The organism is Rhodothermus marinus (assembly GCF_009936275.1).
Taxonomy (GTDB): domain Bacteria; phylum Bacteroidota; class Rhodothermia; order Rhodothermales; family Rhodothermaceae; genus Rhodothermus; species Rhodothermus marinus_A.
Window position 1 is genome coordinate 1,245,946 of the sequence record NZ_AP019797.1, and the last position, 21,232, is coordinate 1,267,177.

Sequence of the window (21,232 nt, forward strand, 5' to 3'; positions counted from 1 at the left end):
GGCGGCGATGCTACTACTGGCCCCGCCGGGGGCCAGAAGCGAAAACGTCAGCGATCGATTCGGTTCGCTTTCGCTGCATCGTCGTCTGAAAATCGTTCACCGTAGCCAGGAGGAAACAGCCATGACGATCTTAGAACAGATTGCCCGGACCGTACGCGAACGCCTGGAAGAACGCAAACGTCGCGTGCCCGTCGCGCTCCTGGAGGAGCGTTCCCACTATCAGAGTCCCACGCTGCCGCTGGCGCCGGCGCTGCGCACCGGCGAACTGGCCATCATCGCCGAGCTCAAGAAGGCTTCGCCTTCGAAGGGCATCATCCGACGCGAGTTCAACGTACCGGAGCTGGCGCGCCAGTACAAATGGCACGGTGCGCAGGCCATCTCGGTGCTGACCGAACCCGACTACTTCCAGGGGAGTCTGGAGCACCTGGAGGCGGCGCGGCGCACCGTCGATCTGCCGCTGCTCCGGAAGGACTTCATTCTGGACCCCTACCAGATCGTCGAGGCGCGGGCCTATGGGGCCGACGCCGTGCTGCTTATTGCCGCGCTGCTCGATCCGGTGCAGTTGCACGAGCTGCACGCCATGGCGACCGAGCTGGGGCTGTCGTGTCTGGTGGAGGTGCATTCGGAGGCGGAGCTGGACCGGATCGATCTGGATAAAATTGAAATACTGGGCGTCAACAACCGTGACCTGCACACCTTCGAAGTGGACGTCAACCGGGCGGTGCAGGTGCTGCGGCACGTGCCCGAGCGGATCGTCCGCGTGGCCGAAAGCGGCCTGCGCACGGCCGACGAGCTGGTGCACCTGCGTCGACACGGCATCGACGCCGTGCTGATCGGCGAGGCGTTCATGCGGGCACCCCATCCGGGCGAGGCGCTCGAACGACTGCGCCGGGAAGTGCAGCGGCGCCTTGCAACGCCCGACATGCTCCGTATGGCGGTTTGAGCCCAACAGAACCCATGCTGAAGGTCAAAATCTGCGGCATTACGAATCTGGAAGACGCCCGGTACTGTGCGGCGGCCGGCGCGGACTTTCTGGGGTTCATTCAGTACCCGGAAAGTCCGCGCTACGTGGCCCCCGAGGTGGCCCGGGAGATCATCGAGTGGATTCACGGGCCCGAAAAGGTGGGTGTGTTCGTGAACGCAACGCCCGACGCGGTGAACCGGGCCATCGAGGAGGTGGGCTTCACCATGGTGCAACTGCATGGCACCGAGCCGCCCGAATGGTGCGCCGAGATCGACGCGCCGGTGATCAAGGCCATCCACGTGGTGCACGACGCATCGGCCGAGCAGCTGCGGACATTCATGGAGCCCTACCGCCCGTGGGTGACCTATTTTCTGCTCGACACGCACAAGACGAACCTATGGGGTGGAACAGGGGAGTCGTTCAACTGGCGGCTGGCGCGCGAGCTGTCGGCCGATTATCCGATCCTGCTGGCCGGCGGGATCGGGGCCCACAACCTGGAGGAGGCCGTCCGCACGATGCGTCCGCTGGGCGTGGACCTGTCGAGCAGCGTCGAGGCCGCCCCGGGCAAGAAGGATTTCGACAAGCTGGCCCGCTTTTTCGAGGTGTTTCACGCGCTGCGCAAACAACTGGAAGCGGAGGCTGCTGAGTGAAGCCGGAAGGGGAAAAAAAGACCGGGATTCGAGCGTGTCCGACCGCCTCGGATCATCTCATCGCCCCGCCACGAGGGAGGCCCCATAGGCTGAACGAGCTACCGTAAAATTCCTGCAGGGGACGCAGACCATGCCGACCGCCGAAACCGAACTGCTGACCTACGACGCGCCGGACGCTACCGGACACTTCGGCCCCTACGGGGGGGCGTTCGTGCCTGAAACCCTGGTGCCGGCGCTGGAAGCGCTGAAAGCAGCCTATGCCGAGGCGCGTCAGGATCCGGGCTTCTGGGAGGAATACCACGCCCTGCTCCGGGAATATGTGGGCCGGCCCACGCCGCTCACGTTCGCACCGCGCCTCAGCGAAGCGCTGGGCGGGCTGCAGATCTACCTGAAGCGGGAGGACCTGTGCCACACGGGCGCCCACAAGATCAACAACACGATCGGCCAGATCCTGCTGGCCCGGCGCATGGGCAAGACCCGGATCATCGCCGAGACGGGCGCCGGACAGCACGGCGTGGCGACGGCCACGGTGTGCGCCCGTTTCGGGATGCAGTGTGTCGTGTACATGGGCGCCGAGGATGTGGAGCGCCAGCACCTGAACGTGTTGCGCATGCAGCTGCTGGGCGCCGAGGTGCGGCCCGTCGAGAGCGGGAGCCGCACGCTCAAAGACGCCACGAACGAGGCCATCCGTGACTGGGTGACGAACGTTCACGATACGTTCTACCTGATCGGCTCGGTGGTGGGACCGCACCCGTACCCGATGCTCGTGCGCGACTTTCAGCGTGTGATCGGCGACGAGGTGCGGCGGCAACTGGCCGAACGCATCGGCCGCGAGACGCCCGACGCACTGGTGGCCTGCGTGGGCGGCGGCTCGAACGCTATGGGCTTGTTCTACCCGTTCCTGAACGACCGGCACGTGCGCATGTACGGCGTGGAGGCGGCCGGCGAGGGGCTTGACCGTCGTCATGCTGCCACGCTCACCTGCGGGCGGCCCGGCATCCTGCATGGCGCCATGAGCTATCTGCTGCAGGACGACGACGGTCAGGTGCAGCTGGCCCATTCCATCTCGGCGGGGCTGGATTACCCGGGGGTGGGTCCCGAGCATGCCTACCTGAAGGATCTGGGGCGCGTCACCTACGTGACGGCCACCGACGAGGAGGCGCTGGAAGGCGTGCGGCTGCTGGCCCGTACCGAGGGAATCATTCCGGCGCTGGAAACGGCGCACGCCATCGCGTTTTTGCCCCGCCTGGCCCGCGAGCTGGGACCGGACGCCGTCGTGGTGGTCAACCTGTCCGGCCGCGGCGACAAAGACATGGGCACCATTGCACGATTCCGAATTGTTTGATAACCGTATTGTTGTAGGGGCACGGCATGCCATTGTAGGGGCACGGCATGCCATTGTAGGGGCACGGCATGCCGTGCCCCTACAATCGAACAAATACAAAAATCACGCAAACACGAACAACGCGGTACGGTTGGCACGCCGACCGGCCCGTTACCGGCCATGCCGTCGCGATACGACCCTGAACGGCATCACCGGCGTTCGATCCGGCTGCAGGGGTATCCCTATACCCGGCCCGGAATCTATTTTCTCACCATCTGCACGTATCGGCGCATCTGCCTGTTCGGGCAGGTGCACAACGGCCGACTGGTACACAACCGTTTCGGCGAGGTGGCCGTCGCCTGCTGGCGTGAGATCCCGGTGCATTTTCCCCACGTCCGACTGGACGCATTCGTGGTAATGCCCAACCACGTACACGGGCTTCTGATCATTCCGGATCGAATTCCGGAGCCGGTGCCGGAGCAGGAGGAACGCTTTGGCCGACCGGTGGCCGGTTCGATCCCGACGATCGTGCGTTCTTACAAGGCGGCGGTAACGGCTCGAATCAATCGGCTGCGTCGAACGCCGGGGACTCCTGTCTGGCAACGCAACTATTACGAACACATTGTGCGGAACAGGCGAGCGCTGGAGGCCATTCGCCGTTACATTGCAGAGAATCCCGCACGCTGGCAACAGGATCGGTATTTCATCAGCTGACGACAGAACAGAAACATGATCGACCGCCTGCAATCGATGTTTGCAACGTTGCGGGCCCGTGGTGAAAAGGCCATGGGCCTGTTTCTGACGAACGGGTTTCCGGATCCGGAGAGCACCCGCCCGTTGCTGGAGGTCATCGACGAGGCCGGCGCGGATTTCATCGAGCTGGGCATGCCCTTCAGCGATCCGCTGGCCGAAGGCGTGCCGATCCAGCGTGCCAGCGAGCGGGCACTCCGCCACGGCGTGCGCCTGACCGACGCCTTCCGCACGGCCGAATGGTTTCGGGCGCGGAGCCAGACGCCGCTGCTGCTCATGGGCTACGTCAACCCGATCTATCGCTACGGCTACCGGGCCTTCTGCCGCGATGCGGCACAGGCGGGCGTGGACGGATTGATCCTGGCCGATCTGCCGCCGGAAGAAAGCGCGGAACTGGACGAAGCCGCCCGCGAGGCGGGACTGGCCATGGTCTATCTGATCGCCCCGAACACGCCGGACGAGCGCATCCGGGCGATCGACGAGCGCGCCACCGGCTTCGTCTATGCTGTGTCGGTGACCGGACTGACCGGAAGCCAGTTGCCCGATCATGCGGCCGTCGAGGCCTACCTGCAGCGGGCCCGCCGCCAGATCCAGCAAAATCCGTTGCTCGTGGGCTTTGGCATCAAATCGCACGAAGACGCCCGGCGCCTGAGCTGCCACACGGACGGCTTCATCGTGGGTTCGGCGCTGATCCGACTGGTCGAGCGGCTCTGGGACGATCCGGCGCTTACGCCGGAGGAGCGGCTGGCGTCCGTGCGCCGGTTCGTGCATGCGCTGAAGTACGGCACGCCGGTCCAGGTGGGCACCTGAGCCATGCGGCAACGTTCCACGCGCGTAACGCTCACCCGACGCGAGATCGTCATGCCCCGGCGCCCTGCTTTATTTTTCGGAATCACATGCCTGTCGTTTCTGCTCGGCTGCGGCAACGTGGACTACCGGCCGCTTGCCATCGGCGAAAACGGCGAGATTCAGGTGGTGATCGACTCGACGCTGTGGACCGGACCCGTTGGCGAGGCGCTGCGCATGGCGCTGGGCTACTACGTGCAGACGCTGCCCAATCCGGAGCCGTTTTTCCAATTGCGTCCCATTGAACCGCGCACTCAGGACGATCTGGATCGCGTCAAGAAGTTCAAAAACGTACTGTTCGTGGCCGCCCTGCGCGATTCGAGTCAGATCTCGCGGCTTGTGCAGCAGGCCTTTTCACCCGAAGCGCTGCAGACCGTTCGAATGGGAGCGCCCGCCGTCGTACCTCGACGCGATCTGTGGCGACGGCGCCAGCTCGTCTATTTCATCGTCGCCGAGACCGACTCGCAACTGGTCGAGGCGATCCGCCGGGCCACGCCGAAATTGCGGGAAGACTTCGACGCGATCGCCCGCGAGCGGCTGGCCATCGAGATGTTCGAAAAGGGCCGCCAGTTCGACATCGAAGACACGCTCATGGCCCACCACGGCTTTGCCGTGAACGTGCAGCACGATTACGTGCTGGTGTTCGACACGACGCGTTTCGTCTGGCTGCGGCGTGTATTGCCCGACACCTGGCGGAGCCTGTTTGTCTATTACGAAGAAAACGCCGATCCGGCGAAGCTGACGCCCGAATGGATCTATGCCACGCGTGACTCACTCACGCGCCGCTACCTGCAGGGCAATGCCGGAGGCTTCGTGCAGATCGACTACCGCCAGCCACTCGAGACGCGCCAGATCGATTTTCTGGGACGTTACGGCTACGAGACGCGCGGGCTCTGGCACATGGTGACCGAGCTGGACGACGGGCGACTGTTTCCGGCCGGCATGGGCGGCCCGTTCGTCAACTACACCTTCTACGATCAGAAGAGCGGACGCATTTACATGATCGACGGGATGGTGTTCGCGCCCGGTTTTGAAAAGCGCGAGTTTCTGCGCCAGATGGAAGTCATTGCCTATACGTTTCGGACGCGCGAGGACGTGGCGTCCGAAACACCCGCTTCTCCGTAGTCAACAACCCTAAACCAGACGTTGCCCTATGTCCACCGAAACGGCTACGCTGACCCGAACGGAACGGCCTGACGAACAGCCCCGTCGCGTGTTGCGGCTGGGTCTGCCCAAGGGAAGTCTGCAGCAGGCCACGCTGGAGCTGCTCGAAAAAGCTGGGTTCAAGTTCAGCGTCAGCGAGCGCTCCTACTTTCCCTCGACCGACGATGAGGAGCTGAGCGCCATGCTCGTGCGCGCTCAGGAAATGGCCCGTTACGTCGAAGACGGCGTTTTCGACGCCGGCATTACGGGAAAGGACTGGGTGATGGAGACCGGCGCCGACGTGGTCACGGTGGCCGACCTCATCTACTCGAAGCAGAGCATGCGGCCGGTGCGCTGGGTGCTGGCCGTGGCCGAGGACTCCGACATCCGCTCGGTGCAGGACCTGCAGGGCAAGCGCATCGCCACCGAGGTGGTCAACCTGACCCGGCGCTGGCTGGCCGAGCGGGGCGTGGAGGCCGAGGTGGAGTTTTCCTGGGGGGCCACCGAGGCCAAGTGCCCGGAGCTGGTGGATGCCATCGTCGAGGTGACCGAGACGGGCGCTTCGCTGCGGGCCAACCGGCTGCGCATTCTGGAGGTGCTCATGGAGTCGAACACGCAGCTCATCGCCAACAAGCAGGCCTGGCAGGACCCCTGGAAGCGTCGCAAGATCGAAAACATCGCGATGCTGATGGAGGGGGCCATCCGGGCCGAAAGCCGGGTGGGCCTGAAGATGAATGCCCGCAAGGACGATGTGGAGAAGATCGTCCGAATGCTTCCCGCTATGCGGCGGCCGACGATCTCGCCGCTGGCGGCCGATGGCGAGGAGTGGGTGGCCATCGAAACGATCATCGAAGAAAAAGAAGTGCGCCGGCTGATCCCCGAACTCAAACGCGCCGGCGCCGAGGGCATCATCGAATACCCGCTCAACAAGGTGATTCCCTGAGCCCTTTCGCGGAATAGACCCTGTTCGGCGGCGGGTTGCTCCGGCGGCCCGCCGCTGTTTTTTTGGGAAGATGCCGGCGTGATATGGGATCGCTGATTTACTGGTGCATGAGGAGGCCACACCCCGTGTGGCGGACGTGATCCGGCGGGTATGATCGGGCGGACACAGGGGTCCGCCCCTACGGGATAGGGAAAACGCCAAGGATCTGTAGGGGCGCACCGCAGTGTGCGCCCGTGCTTTCTCACATGCACTATGATTTCCCGGAAATCATATGACGCACACCAGGAGCGTCGTTGCAATTTGCTCAGTGTATTGAGTAAATTTACTCAGCACATTGAGTAAATTGTATCTGGCAACGTCGGAAGTTTATCCGCTTCCTGCTTACCGGCGTTCGCACTATGTGGAGTTGCTGCGGCGGTTGAAGGAGCCCCGTCAAGTAGCCGGACCGCGTCAGGTAGGGAAGACCACGCTGGTGCAGCAGGTGCTGGCGGCACTGTCCCTACCTGCCATCTATGCCAGTGCCGACGAACCGACACTCAAGGGGCCGGAATGGGTGGCGGTGCAGTGGGAGCGTCAGTACGAGGTCGATTTTGTGGTGCAGGCGGAACTGGAAGCGTATTTTGCCATGGAAGCGAAGGGTTCGTAGGCGGTATCTTCGAGCAGACACCATGGCCTGCTCCTGCAATCTCTGATTTTCATGCGAAGGACAAATCGTATGGCAATTGGTCTGCTGGCGGCCGGGTTGCTGCTGGCCGGCTGTGGCGGAACGCGATCCGAAACGACGGCGGTCGATAGCACGCTGGTGAACGTGCTCGTCGAGCTGCACCTGCTTTCGGCCCGGCAGGCCGTGGTGGGCGACGTGACGCCCGCCTTTCGCGATTCGGTACTGGCCCGTTACGGACTGGATTCGGCCACGGTGGCCCGTCGGCTGCAGCACTACGCACGCGATCCCGAAGCTTTTCGTCAGCTCTATCAGCAGATCCAGGAGCGGCTGATGCTGGAGCACTACGGCAGCGAGGCCACGCCACGGTGAGCCGCTGCTACAGGTCGGGGGAATTCCGACGTCCGGATCGCTTCAGACACACGTCGCAGGCGTTGCACCGCTCGGGCGCCGATTCGCCGAAGTAGGTCAGCAGAAAGTGGCGGCGGCAGCTCGTGGTGCGGGCGTAGCGGACGAGTGCTTCCAGGCGCGCTTCGGCCTGCTCGCGGGCCTGCCGCAGCAGGCGGTCGTCGATGCTCAGGCGCTGAGGGCGGGCGATTTTGAGGCGGACCAGGCGGGCGCGGTCGGACGAGAGCCAGTCGAGCAACGCACGCTCCCGCAGAAAATCCAGGCCGCGCAGCAGCCGCTCGCGTTCCACCCCGGTGCGGCGGCTCAGCCGGCGCAGGCTGACCGGCCACCAGGTGGAAAAGGCGTCGGCCGGGATCGCACGCAGCAGCGCTTCGACGAAGCGGGCCAGCCGCGGGTTGTTCGTGGCTGCCGCAAAGCGCCGAAAGTCGTTCGGCGTCCCCCGAAGGCGCAGCAGCACGTAGTGGGCGGGCAGCCAGATCGGCTCCCAGACTTCCTGGCGCGTGAGCAGCTCCAGCGTGTGGCGCACGGCACCCGGCGGGACGCCCACGATGCAGGCGATACGTTCGGCGTCGAACAGCACGGGATGGTTCGGGCGGGTGCCCACGGGCACCTGGGCCAGGCTGCAGGCCACCTCGTAGATGCGGGCCACCACGTCGCGCGCCGGATAGCTCAGGGCGATCAACTGGCGCTGCAGGTCGATGTCTTTCTCCTGAAAGAGCAGCACGGCGTAGGCTTTCCGACCGTCGCGTCCGGCCCGACCGGCCTCCTGGTAGTAGGCTTCGAGCGATGGGGGGAGTTCGGCGTGCAGAACGAAGCGGACGTCCGCCCGGTCGATGCCCATGCCGAAGGCGCTGGTGGCGGCTACCACGCGGGCCTGTCCCTCCCGCCAGGCCCGGGAGGCGGCCGCCCGGTCGGCCGCCGACAGTCCGCCATGGTAGCAGACCGCCTCGACGCCCAGCCGCCGTAGCGTCTCGGTCCAGCGTTCGGCGCTTCGCCGCGTGGCGCAGTACAGGATGCCCGGGCCGGGCACGCCCCGGAGTACGGCCCGGACGCGTTCCGCTTTGGCGGCGGTTTCGAACACGGACCAGACCAGGTTGGGCCGGTCGAAGCCGCGCACGATGATCCGGGGGGTGCGCAGCGCCAGTTTTTCGACGATGTCCTGGCGCACGCGCGGGGTGGCCGTGGCCGTGAGTGCCAGCAGCGGGGGATCGCCCAGTTGCCGACGGGCCTCGGGCAGATGCAGGTAGGCAGGACGGAATTGTGGCCCCCATTCGCTGACGCAGTGCGCTTCGTCGACGGCCAGCAGCGCCACGCGCAGCCGTCCGGCCCGTGCTTCGAAACGGGCGGTGGTGAGCTGTTCAGGGGTTACATAAAGCAAACGGTAGGCGCCGTGCTCCGCATCGATCCAGCACTGCTCGGCCGCGTGCGGCGCGAGTTGCCCGTGCAGAAAGGCGGCCGGGATGCCCCGCGCCCGGAGGCGGGCCACCTGGTCTTCGATGAGCGCAAGCAGCGGCGAAACGACCAGCGTCAGGCCGTCCAGCAGCAGGGCCGGGAGCTGATAGCAGACCGACTTCCCGCCGCCGGTCGGCAGCACGGCCAGCACGTCCTGTCCCTGCAGCACCGCCTGGATGATTTCCCACTGGCCCGGACGAAAATCGTCGTGTCGCCAGTAGCGGCGGAGCAGCGCGCGGGCGGTCTCGTACCGATCGGCCGCTGCATCGCTCATGGCCTCAGTAGCTTTCCGGATCGGAAGCCGTGTCCTGAATCAGGGTGACCCCTGCACTGGTGCCAAGCCGGTTGGCCCCGGCGGCCACCAGCGCTTCGGCCTGCGCGCGCGTGCGGATTCCGCCCGACGCCTTCACGCCCATCCGGTCGCCCACCACCCGACGCATCAGCGCAACGTCTTCGACGGTGGCACCTCCGCCGGCAAAGCCCGTGGACGTTTTCACGAAATCGGCGCCGGCCTCCAGCGCCAGTCGGCAGGCGGTTTCTTTTTCCGCATCGGTCAGCAGGGCCGTTTCCAGAATCACTTTCACCAGAATCCGATCGCGTCCTGCCGGTGGCCTGGCCGCCCGGGCGACGTCCACCACGGCGCGGATGTCTTCCAGCACTTCCTGAAGCCGGCCGCTTTTCAGAAAGCCGATGTTCAGCACCATGTCGAGCTCGGCCGCCCCGTCCCGGATGGCCTGTTCAGCCTCGGCCGCTTTGATGGCCGTGCGGTTGGCCCCGAGCGGGAAGCCCACCACGGTGCAGACGGCCACCGCGCTACCCTGTAGCAGTTCGGCGGCCAGCGGCACGTAACAGGGGTTGACGCAGACCGCTGCAAAGCCGTAGCGGCGCGCCTCGTCGCAGAGCGTGCGGATGCGGGCTTCCGTGGTGTCGGGTTTAAGCGCCGTGTGGTCGATCAGGCGGGCGAGTTCCTGAGGCGTCATGGTCGGTCGGCGGTAGCGGTCCAAACTGGGGCGTGTCGGGCAGGGCCACCTGCACGGCCGGGTAGGCCAGTTCGATACCGCCGTGCCGGCGGAAGGCTTCCAGGATGCTGACCGTCAGCGCGTGCTCGGTGCCCCGACGTTTGCGTGCCTCGCACAGGTAGCGCAGCGTCAGTTGGATGCCGTTCTCCACGATGCGCACGTAGACGAACGGCGTCAGGATGCTGTAATGTACGAGAAATTCCCGGGACATCTGGCGAATTTCTTCGGCCACCTGGCGTTCGACGATGGCCGTCGATTCGCGCGCGAGCGATTCCATGATGTCGCGGGCGGCCTGCCAGTCGCTTCGGAAGGTGACCGTCACCGACAGCTCGTTCCAGATGAAGCGAAAGCCCTGGGTGTAGTTGTAGACCGGATAGAGAAAGACCCAGGCGTTCGGAACGTGCACGAGCCGGCCGGTGCTCTGGTCGGCGTCCACCCAGCCGCCGATTTCCATGAGCGTGGTGCGCATGACGCGGATGTCGATCACGTCGCCGCGCACGCCGTTGATCTCGATGCGGTCGCCCTGCTGGTAGGGGTGGACCAGCACGATCCGAAGCCAGCCGGCCACGCTCAGGAGCGCTTCGCGCAGCGCGATGGCCAGCCCGGCGCCGACGACCGTCAGGATGGCCACCAGTTCGGTCGGGCGGGGCGAAAAGATCACCAGCAGCAGCCCCAGCATGACGACGGCGCCGGTGCGTCGGATCTGGCGGCTGATGCGATAGACGCGGTCCGGATCGTCGATGCGGCGCGTGAGCAGCCGGATGCTCACGCGTACCAGGACGAAGACGATGACCAGGCCGGCCGCCGCCAGGGCGAGCCGGTAGAGCAGGTCCTGTTCCTGAAAGGAAAAAAGCTCGCTCATGAGCGGGCCTCGACTTCCGGCGTCTGCTGCAGGTGGCGGAGCAGGGCCCGGTGGTATTCGCTGATGAGCTGGTGCGGTCGCAGGAAGCCCACGATTTCGCCGCGCTCGTCCAGCACGGGCAGCTCCGGATAGCGCGTCTCCAGGAAGCGGTTGAGGGCGTCTTCGAGCGTGTCGGACAGTCGTACGGCCTCGAAGGGCACCTGTACGTCCTGGGCGACGATGAGCGGGCTGAGCGCGTCGGCCTCGCGCAGCAGCGACTGCAGGTCTTCAAGCAGCACCAGCCCCAGGTAGCGGGGCGGGCGGCCGCTGCCGGGCGCCACGACGGGCAGCACGACTTCCCGCGTGCGCGTGAACACGTCCAGCATCTCGCGCAGCGTATGACCCGGCTCGACCGTGTGGAAGTAAGGCACGCGCTCGACGACCGCCGCCACCGGAATCTGGCGCAGCAGATCGGGCAACAGTTCGGCACGGTGGGCGGGCGAGTCGTTGTGCGTGCGCACCTGTTCCTCGAACAGGCTCCACCGGCGGGCCACCAGGTGGGTGATCACGCCCGCGAAAATCAGCGGCACCAGCAGCGAGTAGCTCCCGGTCATCTCCGAAATCATGATCGTGGCGGCGATGGGCACGTTGGCCGCGCCGCCCACGAACGTCCCCATGCCAATCAACACGTAGGCTTCGGGCTGGGTGATCAGCGTCGGAAACAGCCGGTGCAACCCTTCCCCGTAGAGTCCCCCCAGCATACCGCCGATCACCAGCGACGGGGCGAAGGTGCCGCCCGCGCCCCCCGATCCGATCGTCAGCGAGGTGGCGAAAATTTTCAGCAGGGCCAGCAGCGCCATGAAGCCCAGCGGCAGGTTGCCATCGATGGCCTGCTGCAGCCAGCCGTAGCTCGAGCCCATGATGGCCGGGAAGAAGAAGGCGATCGCGCCGACGAGCAGGCCGCCCAGCGCGGGCTTCAGGGCGGGCGGTAGGGGCATTGGATCGAAGATGCGGCGCTTCGTGCCGTAGAAGACGCGCACGTAAAAAATGCCCACGATGGCGCAGCAGAGCGCGAAGCCGATCAGCGGGAGCAGTTCGAGCGGACTGACGAACTCGAAGCGCGGGGTGACGAAGACGGTCCCGGACCGCTCGATGCTCGTGTAGAGCGAATAGCCGGTGATGCTGGCCACGATGGCGGGCATGAGCGCCTCGCTCTCGATGTCTTCGCGGTAGAGCACCTCGACGGCGAAGAAAGCACCGCCCAGCGGTGAGCGGAAGATGCTGCTCAGACCGGCCGCCATGCCGGCCACCAGAAACAGCCGGCGCTCCCGTTCACTCAGGTGCAACCGCTGGGCCAGCCATGACCCCAGCGTGGCGCCGATCTGGGTGATCGGCCCCTCGCGGCCGGCGCTTCCTCCCGATCCGATCGTCAGCGCCGCAGCCACGATCTTGACCAGCCCGGCGCGAAGGCGCATAAAGCCACGCCCCCGATGAAAGGCCCGGATTACGCTGTCGGTCCCGTGGCCTTCGGCCTCGGGCGCAAGGGTGAAGACGATCCAGCCCGAAAGCAGACCGCCTACCGCGGGGGCGATCAGCAGCAGCCAGCGACGGGCAGGATGGAGTACCTGTTCCAGATCGAAAATGTCGGTGCCGCCTTCGCCTCGGGGGAAGGGCACCGGATACCCGGCCCCTTCGATCAGGATCAGCCGGGTCAGCAGGGTTACCAGCTCGCCGAAGACCAGCGCGGCCAGCGCACCCAGCACGCCGATAATGGCCGAGTAAAACATCCAGCGGCCCGTGATGCGCCAGTCGAAGTTCTGCGTCCAGGCCAGCAATGTGCGCGGATAGAACAGCCGAAAAACCTGGGCCGGATCGACGTGATTACGGCGGGCCATAACCGGCGGATCGTTCGACACTCTCGGTGCTACCGGACCCTGCTTTCAAAAATACATTCCGGAAGTTACCGACATTCGATGCGCAATCGAAACCCTGACGTAATTTTCTTCATTAACCCTGAAGCCTGAAATGATCTTGCCGGAGTGATGGCAGCTCGAAATCTGTCGGATCTGCGCGGACGCCTGCGCAACCGCCGGGCCGGACTCAACCGCCTGATTTTTGGCCTGGCGCTGCTGGGCCTGCTCGACACGACGCACCTCTGGGTGCAGCAGCAGCGCCAGTTCGAAGAAGGCTGCTTCGGCGTGGCGAGCCTGGCACCGCTGGAAAAGGCCTTCGATTGCGCCTCGGTGGTGCAGAGCGCGGCCGGCACGCTGCTGGGCGTCTCGAATACGATCTGGGGCGCACTGTTCTACGCCGCCGTGGCGCTGCTGAGCGCGCTGGCGTTGCTGCGTCCGGCCCTGCACCGGCATCGGTACAAGCTGATCCGGGCTGGACTGCTCGGCGTCGGGTTGCTTTACACGCTCTACCTGCTCTATTATCAGGCATTCGAGCTGGCCACGTTCTGTGCGCTGTGCCTGGTCTCCGCCGGGCTGGTGCTGACGATGGCCGGCCTGCAGGCCTACGAACTGTTCACCTTTCGACCGGCTACTATGGAACGACCGGAACGCATCCGCACCGAACGACTGGCCCTGGGCGGACTGGCGCTGGCCGCGCTGCTGCTCATGGGCGCCGACGTCTACCTGAACGACGCGCTTTCGCCGAAAACCTCGACCACCACGGCCGACGCCGTGACCGAGGCGCAACCGGCCACGCAGACCTGCAGCTTCGATACAGAGCGGCCGCCGGTGCGCTACTTCCGCGACCTGATCATGATGAACGACCCCACGGCGGGCAATCCCGACGCGAAGGTGGTCGTCATCGAATACCTCGATCCCAATTGCCCGCACTGCAAGCACCTGCACCCGATCATGAAGCAGGTAGTGGAAAGCTACGGGCTGCAGGCCTATTTCGTCTTCAAGCCGATCCCGCTCTGGCAGTTTTCCATTCCGCAGGTGGCCGCCTTGTACGCCGCCGCCCGGGAAGGAAAATATGAAGCCATGCTGGAGGCGCAGTTCGCACGTCAGCGCTCGGGCGGACTGACGCTGGAAGAAATCCTCGACATCGCCGAGGAGATCGGCATGGACCGAAATGAGCTGGCCCGGCAGATCAACGAGGGTGTCTTCAACGAATACATGCAACGGCAGAGCCGGCAGGCCAGCATGATCGGCGTGCGGGGCGTTCCCACCGTGCTGATCAACGGCCACTTCGTACCGGGCTACGCCCGTACCGTCGAATGCCTCGGCCAGCTGATCGAACAGCAGGCAAAGGGCTTCTGAGATCAACGCTCGAAATTTCTTCGGTAAGGGGCCGACACAAGGGGCGGCCCTTTTCTTTAAGGCAGTGCAGCAAGGCGGGTGAAGACAGTGAGACGTGGGGGGCTGCAAACGGTGCTTTTGGGAGCTGTTGTGTGGAGCCTGATGGGCTTGCGGGCGATCGCGCAGGAAGAATCCTGGTGGACGGCCGTCTGGAAACCGCTGCTGACTTACCGGGGCGTGGAGATTACCTATCTGTTTTACGCGGAAAGAGGCAGTTCCTACGAGGGCGTGGTGCTCCGCCTGCACAATCGTAACGACTTTCCGGTGGCCTGTCGCTTTCAGGTGGTCTTCCGGGCTGACGACGGAAGCGAAGAGGTAGCCTGGGTGGCCGATACGCTGCGGGCCGGTGAGATGCGTACGGGCGGGCTTTCGGGGCTGTTCTGGATGCCGTTCCGCGATGGCCGCTCGGTGGCCGAACTGGGCCTCCGCAAAATCCGCATCGAGGCGCTTCAATAAAGCGAGACGCCTGCTGTGAAATCGCTGCATCGGGTTGCACCGCATTGCGGTGCGGTTGCTCCGGAACCTGAAAACTATGCAGGCGGGCCCCAGCCGCCGCCTCCGGGCGTTTCGATGCGGATGCGGTCGCCGGCTTCGGCCTGAAAACTGGTCTTTCCGGGCATCTGGCGCACCTCGCCCCGGTGAATCCACAGGTTGCGGCCGGGCTGGCCCGGCGCGCCGCCGGCCAGTCCGTAGGGCGGCCGTCGCCGCCGTTCGGTCAGCCAGGTAACCTGTGCCGGCGCCAGCAGCTCGATCTCCCGGATGAGCCCGTCGCCGCCCCGATGGCGGCCGGCGCCGCCCGACCCGTCCCGGATCGCATAGTGCGTTACGCGGAGCGGATAGGCGTACTCCAGCGCCTCGACGGGCGTGTTCAGCGTGTTCGTCATGTGCGTGTGCACGGCCGAGGTGCCATCGGCATCGGGCAGGGCCCCGGCGCCGCCAGCCAGCGTCTCGTAGTAGGCGTAGTAACGGCCGGTGCGCGGGTCGAGTCCGCCGATCGTCAGGTTATTCATAGTACCCTGAGAGGCGGCCGGAATGCGATCGGGGCAGACCTGCGCCAGCGCGCCCAGCAGCACATCGACGATCCGCTGGGAGGTCTCCACGTTGCCGCCGGCGACCGCCGCCGGTAGTCGAGCATCGACGAGCGTGCCGGGCCGGGTAACGATCTGCAGGGGGCGCAGGCAGCCCGCGTTGGCCGGCACGTCGTAGCCCAGCAAGGCCCGGAACACATAGTACACGGCCGAGACCGTGATGGCACGGACGGCGTTCAGGCTACCCGCGCACTGGGGATCGGTCTCGGAGAAGTCGATCGTGGCCGTGTCGCCCGCGATGGTCAGCTTGACCCGGATCCACAGGGGCGCTTCGCCGATCCCGTCGTCGTCGAGCGCATCTTCGAAGCGCCAGGTGCCGTCAGGCAGCGTCTGCAGCAGGGTGCGCATCAACCGCTCGGCATAATCCAGCAGGGCCGAAAAAGCCGCCTGGAGCGTATCGGGGCCGTAGGTGGCGGCCAGCTCCTGCAGGCGCCGGACGCCCCGCTCGTTGGCGGCCAGTTGCGCACGCAGGTCGCCGCGCCGCTCGTCGGGTGTGCGCACGTTGGCGAGCAGCAATTCCCACACGGCCCGGTTCGGGCGGCCGCGCTCCATGAGCTTAACGGGCGGGATGATGAGCCCTTCCTGAAAGATTTCGCGCGACAGCGGCATCGAGCCCGGTGCCATGCCGCCGATGTCGGCATGATGGGCGCGGCTGGCCACGAAACCGAGCAACTTCCCTTCGACGAACACCGGCGAAACGAGCGTCAGGTCCGGCAGGTGCGTGCCACCCCGGAACGGATCGTTGAGCAGCACGGCATCGCCCGGTTTCAGCTCGGGAAATGCTTCGCGACAGGCCTGCACCGACAGCGGCAACGCGCCCAGATGTACGGGAATGTGGGCGGCCTGGGCCACCAGTTCGCCATCGGACGTGAACAGCGCGCACGAATAGTCGCGGCGCTCCTTGATGTTCGGCGAAAAGCCGGTGCGGCGCAGCACGGCGCCCATTTCCTCGGCCACCGCGGCCAGCAGGTGGCGAAAAATTTCCAGCCGAACCGGGTCCATTTCAGGTATCGATCCAGACATGGCCGAAGCGGTCAACGTGGGCGGTGGTTTCCGGGGGCAGGTAAATGGTCGTATCGGGGCGTACGAGCACGGCGGGACCGAGCAGTCGGTTGCCGGCGCTCAGGCGGGTGGCGTCGAAGAAGGGGACGTCCGCCCGGCTCGTCTCGAGCACGACCGGGGTCCTGTCCAGCAGGGCTTCGGAGGGCGGAACGGGATCGCCCGCCTCGACCGTCGGGAGCGCGGGCGGCGCGATCGGTCCGGTAGCCCGCACGCGCAGGTTGACGATCTCGGGCACGAGGTCCGGCGTGGCATAGCCGTAGCGCCGCCGGTGCAGTCGGTGGAAGGCACGGATCCAGCCGCGGCCGAAGGGCACGGTCAGTTCGTAGCTCTGGCCGGGATAGCGGACGTCGAGCAGGCGTTCGATCCGGATCTGACCCGACGCAAAGCCTTCGGCGCGTAGCTCCTCGCGTCCCTGGCGGACCAGCGGATCGAAACGCCGACGCAGTTCTTCCGACGACGTGGTGCCTGGGAGCATGACGGTCTGGACATAGTCGCGCACCACGTCGGCGGCCAGCATGCCCAGCGCCGAGAGCACCGAAGCCTGGGCGGGCACGAGCACGCGGCGAATGCCCAGCGCCCGGGCGAGCGTGGCCGCGTGCAGGCCGCCGGCGCCGCCGAACGAGACGAGCACGAAATCGCGCGGGTCGTAGCCACGCTCGACCGAGATTACGCGGAGCGCCCGGGCCATGTGGGCTTCGGCCACCGCCACGATGCCCCGGGCGGCCGCCTGAGCGGGCGTCAGGCCGGGGGGCACGTCCAGGCGCAGCGTTCGGGCCAGTCGCGTCAGGGCCTCCTCGGCGGCTTCGGCGTCCAGCCGATGGCGGCCGCCGAGAAAGGCATCCGGCCGCAGGCGGCCGAGCACCAGGTGGGCGTCGGTCACGGTGGGTTCGATGCCGCCGCGTCCGTAACAGACCGGACCGGGATCGGCACCGGCGCTTTCCGGCCCCACGCGCAGGGCGCCGCCGGGATCGACCCGCGCAATGGAGCCGCCACCGGACCCGACCGTGTGGATGTCGAGCAACGGGATCCCGATGGGAAGCCCGCCGATGGTACCTTCGGTGGTGAGGGGCAGGGCGTCGGGCACCAGCGCCACGTCCGTGGACGTGCCGCCCATGTCGAACGTGATCAGGTGGCGGGTGCCGGACAGCTCGGCCACGAAGCGGGCGCCGATCAGGCCGCCGGCCGGTCCCGAGAGCACGCAGCGGACGGCCTGGGTGCGGGCCTCGCGGGCATGAATCAGGCCGCCGCTGGACTGCATCACGCGCAACGTGCCGCCCAGCGCGGCTTCGAGGCGGCCGAGGTAACGATCCAGCACGGGGGCCACGTAGGCACTGGCCGTCGTGGTGCTGGCCCGCTCGTACTCCCGGAAAGCGGGCAGGATGTCGCTGGAGGCCGCCACCACGAAGCCGGCTTCCCGCAGTGCGCGCGCCAGCCGTTGCTCGTGGTCCGGGTGGGCAAAAGAAAAAAGCAGACAGACGGCGACCGACTCCACGCGGGCCGACCGAAGCGCCTCGATCAGCGGTGGAATGGCCGTCTCGTCCAGCGGTTGAAGCACCGATCCGTCGGGACCCACGCGTTCCGGCACTTCAAAGCACAGCGTGCGTGGCACGAGCGGTTCGGGCCGTCGGGCGGCCAGATCGTACAACTCGGCCCGGTTCTGACGGCCGATATGCAGCAGGTCCCGAAAGCCCGCCGTCGTGACGAAGGCCGTGCGCGCGCCTTTGCGTTCCAGCAGGGCGTTCGTGGCGACGGTCGAGCCGTGCACGATCTGGCGTGCGGCCGCTGGCACCTGCTGCAGGCCTTCGAGCACGGCACGCGCCGGATCGTCCGGCGTGGAGAAGATCTTGAAGGTAGTCAGGCGCCCGTCCGTTTCGTCGAAAACGACAAAGTCCGTAAAGGTCCCTCCGATGTCGATACCTACGCGGATGCTCATGGGGCAAGACGACGCAGTCGATACAGATAGCGACCCAGAAGCAGTAGCAAAAAGAAGGTAATGCCGCCGGCCAGTTTCAGCAGCAGCGACTCCGACAGTACCGGACCCACGCCGGCCGCCTGCAATGCGGCCAGCAGGTTGCGCAGGCCGAGCAACACGGCGATCCCGACCGAGAGGCCGGCGAGCACGTTCAGCCCGGGCGAAGTGAGGCCGTCGCGTCCCATCAGGCGCGGATCGTTGGTGGCGATCCACAGAAATACGGCCACGATCGGTAGCAGCACGCCGTTGAGTGCCTGGGCCGTGATGATGGCCGGGATCGGCCGCAGGTCCAGCAGACTCAGGAGCACGCCGCTGCCCCATACCACCAGCCAGGTAAGCCGGTAGGTGCGGTCGTGCTCCGAGGCGTTCGGTGCACTCAGCAGGCCCCGGGCCGTGATGGCGGCGGCGATGGGCGCCGTCAGCGCCGACGTGAAGCCGGCCGCAAAGAGTCCCAGCGCGAACAGGGTGCGGGCCCAGGTGCCCAGCACCCGACCGAGCGTGTCGGCAAGGGCCGCGTAGGTGAAGGTGCCCTGTACCGCCGTGCCGACCACCAGCACGGCCATCGAGATCAGGCCGCCGCCGACGATGGCCACGGCCAGCCCGAAGCGCGTAGTGTCCAGCGGCTCGCCCCGGGCCAGCCCGGAGCCCAGAAACAGGTTGTAGGGTACGACGGTGGTGCCGATCAACCCTACCACCAGCAGGCCGGCGCCCTCCGGCAGCGCGGGCCAGACCAGATGGCGCAGCAGCGCGGCGTCGGGCGGATGCACCTGCAGGGCGGTGATCAGAAACGCCAGGCCCATGAACGCCACGAAGACGCCGAGCACGCGTGGCAACATGCGCAGCGTGCCGAACCAGAGTAGGGTGCCCGAAAGCAAACCCACGCCGAGCACCAGCAGACGGCGAGGCACGTCGAACACCAGCTCCAGTCCGGCCACGGCGCCCAGTACGTTTCCCACCTCGAAGGCCGCATTGCCCAGCACGATGGCGCCCAGCGCCAGCAATCGGACGGCCACGCCTTTCCAGCCGTCGAACTGATCGCGCAGCGCTTCGGCCAGCGGACGTCCCGAGCAGATGGCCAGCCGGGCGGCCGCCTCCTGCAGCGTCCAGCAGGCCAGCGTCGAGAACGTCAGCGCCCACAGTAGAGCCAGCCCGTAGCCGGCCCCGGCGGCCGCCGCTGTGGTGACCGTGCCCGGACCAATGAAGGCCGCCGTCAGAACGGCCCCGAGCAGGATGGACGTCCAGCGTCGCATGGAAAATTCCGGCGCAGAGCATTCTTGCGACCGGAAACTATGAGATTCTTCCCCAGAAATGCTACCGCCCCGTCGAACATGCGGGGTGATCGCGTCGGTCCGCTCCTACTTTATTCGGCCGTTTTGTATGTTCTGGAAAAAATTGACCGGCATTCAGGATGGGGGCATGAAACGGCTCTGGATCGTACTGCTACTGGCCGGATGGACACTGGCAGGAAAGACGCAGCCGGTAACGAAGCAGCCGGATCCTTACATCCAGCAGTTGCTGGCGCGCGTCTCGGCCGATTCGATCGAGGCGAACATCCGCCGGCTGGCCGCCTTCGGTACGCGGCATACGCTTTCGCCGACCGAAAACGATACGTTCGGCATCGGGGCCGCCCGTCGCTGGATCAAACGAACGCTCGAACGCTACGCGGCGGCCGGCGGCGGACGCATGGAGGTATTTTTCGACCGCTTCTGGTACGGACCGGACGGCCGCGGTGTGGATCGGCGCGTGGAGATCGTTAACGTGATCGCTCGCCTGCCCGGCACCGATCCTGAAGACGACCGCATTTTCATCGTCAGCGGCCATTACGACAGCCGCGTGAGCGACGTGATGGATTCGCTTTCGTACGCGCCGGGCGCCTCGGACGACGCCAGCGGGACAGCCGCCGTCATGGAAATGGCCCGGGTGCTGGCCGGTGAGCGCTTTCCGGCCACGATTCTGTTCGTGGCGATGGCGGCCGAGGAGCAGGGGCTCCTCGGCGCCCGACATCTGGCGGCCATGGCCGACTCGCTGGGCTGGAACGTGGCCGGGATGTTCACGCTGGACATCATCGGCAATACCGAGGGCGACAACGGCGTGCGCGACAACCGGACGGTGCGCGTCTTTTCGGAAGGAGTGCCCTCGGCCGAAACGCTGCAGCAGGCCCGTCTGCGCCAGGCTATCGGCGGCGAAAACGACAGTCCGTCCCGCCAGCTTGCCCGCTACCTGCACGAGATCGGCGCGCGCTATGTGCCCGAGCTCCACGTGAAGCTGATCTTCCGGCGCGACCGCTTCCTGAGGGGCGGCGACCATATTCCGTTCAACGAGCGCGGCTTTGCGGCCGTCCGACTCACCGAGCCCAACGAATCCTACACGCGCCAGCATCAGGACGTGCGCGTCGAGAACGGCATCGCCTACGGCGACGTGCCCGACCGTGTGGATTTCGATTACGTGGCACGGGTGACCCGTCTGATGACAGCTGTGCTGGCCAACCTGGCGATGGCCCCGCCGCCACCCGCAGCCGCCTATATCGACGCGCGGGGGCTCTCGGTCGATACCCGGCTGCTCTGGGAGCCTCCGCGGGCCGGACGCGACCGGCTGGCGGGCTACTACGTGCTCGTGCGTGAGACCACCGCTCCGCAATGGCAGCAGAAGTGGTTCGTGCCGGCCACGGACACCAGCTACACCTTCGTGGGCTGGTCGAAGGACGATTACTTCTTCGGCATTCAGTCGGTGGATGCACAGGGCCACGAAAGCCGCATCCTGTTTCCTGTCCCTCGATTCCGTTAACGCAAACCGCTATA

At 66.1% G+C, this 21,232-nt stretch carries 19 protein-coding genes; 12 read left to right on the top strand and 7 right to left on the bottom strand.

Annotated features, from left to right (window positions below; genetic code table 11):
- Positions 1 to 121: 121 nt before the first annotated feature.
- The 9 genes from trpC to GYH26_RS05535 all read left to right on the top strand — a co-directional run bounded on the left by trpC (position 122) and on the right by GYH26_RS05535 (position 7,653).
- Positions 122 to 943 (top strand): indole-3-glycerol phosphate synthase TrpC, encoded by an 822-nt coding sequence (trpC, locus tag GYH26_RS05495; RefSeq protein ID WP_161540798.1) that lies wholly within the window; start codon positions 122 to 124, stop codon positions 941 to 943.
- Between the two features lie 14 nt (positions 944 to 957).
- Positions 958 to 1,614 (top strand): phosphoribosylanthranilate isomerase, encoded by a 657-nt coding sequence (locus GYH26_RS05500; RefSeq protein WP_161540799.1) that lies wholly within the window; start codon positions 958 to 960, stop codon positions 1,612 to 1,614.
- Between the two features lie 130 nt (positions 1,615 to 1,744).
- On the top strand, positions 1,745 to 2,959 hold the full coding sequence (gene trpB / locus GYH26_RS05505) for a tryptophan synthase subunit beta (RefSeq protein ID WP_161540800.1): 1,215 nt from the start codon (positions 1,745 to 1,747) through the stop codon (positions 2,957 to 2,959).
- Between the two features lie 159 nt (positions 2,960 to 3,118).
- On the top strand, positions 3,119 to 3,652 hold the full coding sequence (locus GYH26_RS05510; RefSeq protein ID WP_161540801.1) for a transposase: 534 nt from the start codon (positions 3,119 to 3,121) through the stop codon (positions 3,650 to 3,652).
- A 15-nt stretch (positions 3,653 to 3,667) separates the two neighbouring features.
- Positions 3,668 to 4,498 (top strand): tryptophan synthase subunit alpha, encoded by an 831-nt coding sequence (trpA, locus tag GYH26_RS05515; protein ID WP_161540802.1) that lies wholly within the window; start codon positions 3,668 to 3,670, stop codon positions 4,496 to 4,498.
- Positions 4,499 to 4,501: 3 nt separating this feature from the next.
- Positions 4,502 to 5,659: a DUF4837 family protein gene (locus tag GYH26_RS05520; protein ID WP_161540803.1), complete on the top strand. Its 1,158-nt coding sequence runs from the start codon at positions 4,502 to 4,504 to the stop codon at positions 5,657 to 5,659.
- Positions 5,660 to 5,687: 28 nt separating this feature from the next.
- The gene (hisG, locus tag GYH26_RS05525; protein WP_014067383.1) at positions 5,688 to 6,620 is read left to right on the top strand and encodes an ATP phosphoribosyltransferase; all 933 of its coding nucleotides are present in this window, start codon (positions 5,688 to 5,690) and stop codon (positions 6,618 to 6,620) included.
- A 334-nt stretch (positions 6,621 to 6,954) separates the two neighbouring features.
- Positions 6,955 to 7,266 carry an ATP-binding protein gene (locus GYH26_RS15065; RefSeq protein ID WP_014067382.1) on the top strand — a complete coding sequence of 104 codons (312 nt, stop codon included), beginning with the start codon at positions 6,955 to 6,957 and terminating at the stop codon, positions 7,264 to 7,266.
- Positions 7,267 to 7,335: 69 nt separating this feature from the next.
- Complete coding sequence (locus tag GYH26_RS05535) at positions 7,336 to 7,653, top strand: DUF4296 domain-containing protein (RefSeq protein ID WP_014067381.1); 318 nt, start codon at positions 7,336 to 7,338, stop codon at positions 7,651 to 7,653.
- Positions 7,654 to 7,660: 7 nt separating this feature from the next.
- On the opposite strand, the gene GYH26_RS05540 is transcribed toward GYH26_RS05535, so the two are convergent.
- The 4 genes from GYH26_RS05540 to GYH26_RS05555 are packed head-to-tail and all read right to left on the bottom strand — an operon-like array spanning position 7,661 to position 12,896.
- The gene (locus tag GYH26_RS05540; RefSeq protein WP_161540804.1) at positions 7,661 to 9,415 is read right to left on the bottom strand and encodes a RecQ family ATP-dependent DNA helicase; all 1,755 of its coding nucleotides are present in this window, start codon (positions 9,413 to 9,415) and stop codon (positions 7,661 to 7,663) included.
- Positions 9,416 to 9,419: 4 nt separating this feature from the next.
- Positions 9,420 to 10,121 carry a deoxyribose-phosphate aldolase gene (gene deoC / locus GYH26_RS05545; protein WP_161540805.1) on the bottom strand — a complete coding sequence of 234 codons (702 nt, stop codon included), beginning with the start codon at positions 10,119 to 10,121 and terminating at the stop codon, positions 9,420 to 9,422.
- Positions 10,075 to 11,022, bottom strand: coding sequence for a mechanosensitive ion channel family protein (locus GYH26_RS05550; protein WP_161540806.1), 948 nt, complete (start codon positions 11,020 to 11,022; stop codon positions 10,075 to 10,077). Before GYH26_RS05550 ends, deoC begins: the two co-directional genes overlap by 47 nt.
- A complete protein-coding gene (locus tag GYH26_RS05555; protein ID WP_161540807.1) occupies positions 11,019 to 12,896 on the bottom strand; it encodes a chloride channel protein in 1,878 nt (625 codons plus the stop codon). Before GYH26_RS05555 ends, GYH26_RS05550 begins: the two co-directional genes overlap by 4 nt.
- A gap of 147 nt (positions 12,897 to 13,043) precedes the next feature.
- Here GYH26_RS05555 and GYH26_RS05560 point away from each other — a divergent pair, with 147 nt between their 5' ends.
- Both GYH26_RS05560 and GYH26_RS05565 read left to right on the top strand, forming a co-directional pair.
- Entirely contained in the window at positions 13,044 to 14,273 is a 1,230-nt protein-coding gene (locus tag GYH26_RS05560; RefSeq protein ID WP_161540808.1) for a vitamin K epoxide reductase family protein, read from the top strand.
- A gap of 141 nt (positions 14,274 to 14,414) precedes the next feature.
- Positions 14,415 to 14,768 carry a hypothetical protein gene (locus tag GYH26_RS05565; RefSeq protein ID WP_161540809.1) on the top strand — a complete coding sequence of 118 codons (354 nt, stop codon included), beginning with the start codon at positions 14,415 to 14,417 and terminating at the stop codon, positions 14,766 to 14,768.
- Between the two features lie 74 nt (positions 14,769 to 14,842).
- On the opposite strand, the gene GYH26_RS05570 is transcribed toward GYH26_RS05565, so the two are convergent.
- Genes GYH26_RS05570 through GYH26_RS05580 form a run of 3 tightly spaced genes read right to left on the bottom strand, consistent with a single transcriptional unit; the run spans position 14,843 to position 19,684 of the window.
- The gene (locus tag GYH26_RS05570; protein WP_161542376.1) at positions 14,843 to 16,402 is read right to left on the bottom strand and encodes a hydantoinase B/oxoprolinase family protein; all 1,560 of its coding nucleotides are present in this window, start codon (positions 16,400 to 16,402) and stop codon (positions 14,843 to 14,845) included.
- Position 16,403: 1 nt separating this feature from the next.
- On the bottom strand, positions 16,404 to 18,395 hold the full coding sequence (locus GYH26_RS05575) for a hydantoinase/oxoprolinase family protein (protein ID WP_161540810.1): 1,992 nt from the start codon (positions 18,393 to 18,395) through the stop codon (positions 16,404 to 16,406).
- Positions 18,392 to 19,684 (bottom strand): NRAMP family divalent metal transporter, encoded by a 1,293-nt coding sequence (locus GYH26_RS05580; RefSeq protein WP_161540811.1) that lies wholly within the window; start codon positions 19,682 to 19,684, stop codon positions 18,392 to 18,394. The genes GYH26_RS05575 and GYH26_RS05580 overlap by 4 nt, the downstream gene beginning before the upstream one ends.
- A 166-nt stretch (positions 19,685 to 19,850) precedes the next feature.
- Between GYH26_RS05580 and GYH26_RS05585 the strand changes: the two genes are divergently transcribed.
- Positions 19,851 to 21,218, top strand: coding sequence for a M28 family metallopeptidase (locus GYH26_RS05585; RefSeq protein ID WP_174238095.1), 1,368 nt, complete (start codon positions 19,851 to 19,853; stop codon positions 21,216 to 21,218).
- Positions 21,219 to 21,232 lie beyond the last annotated feature (14 nt).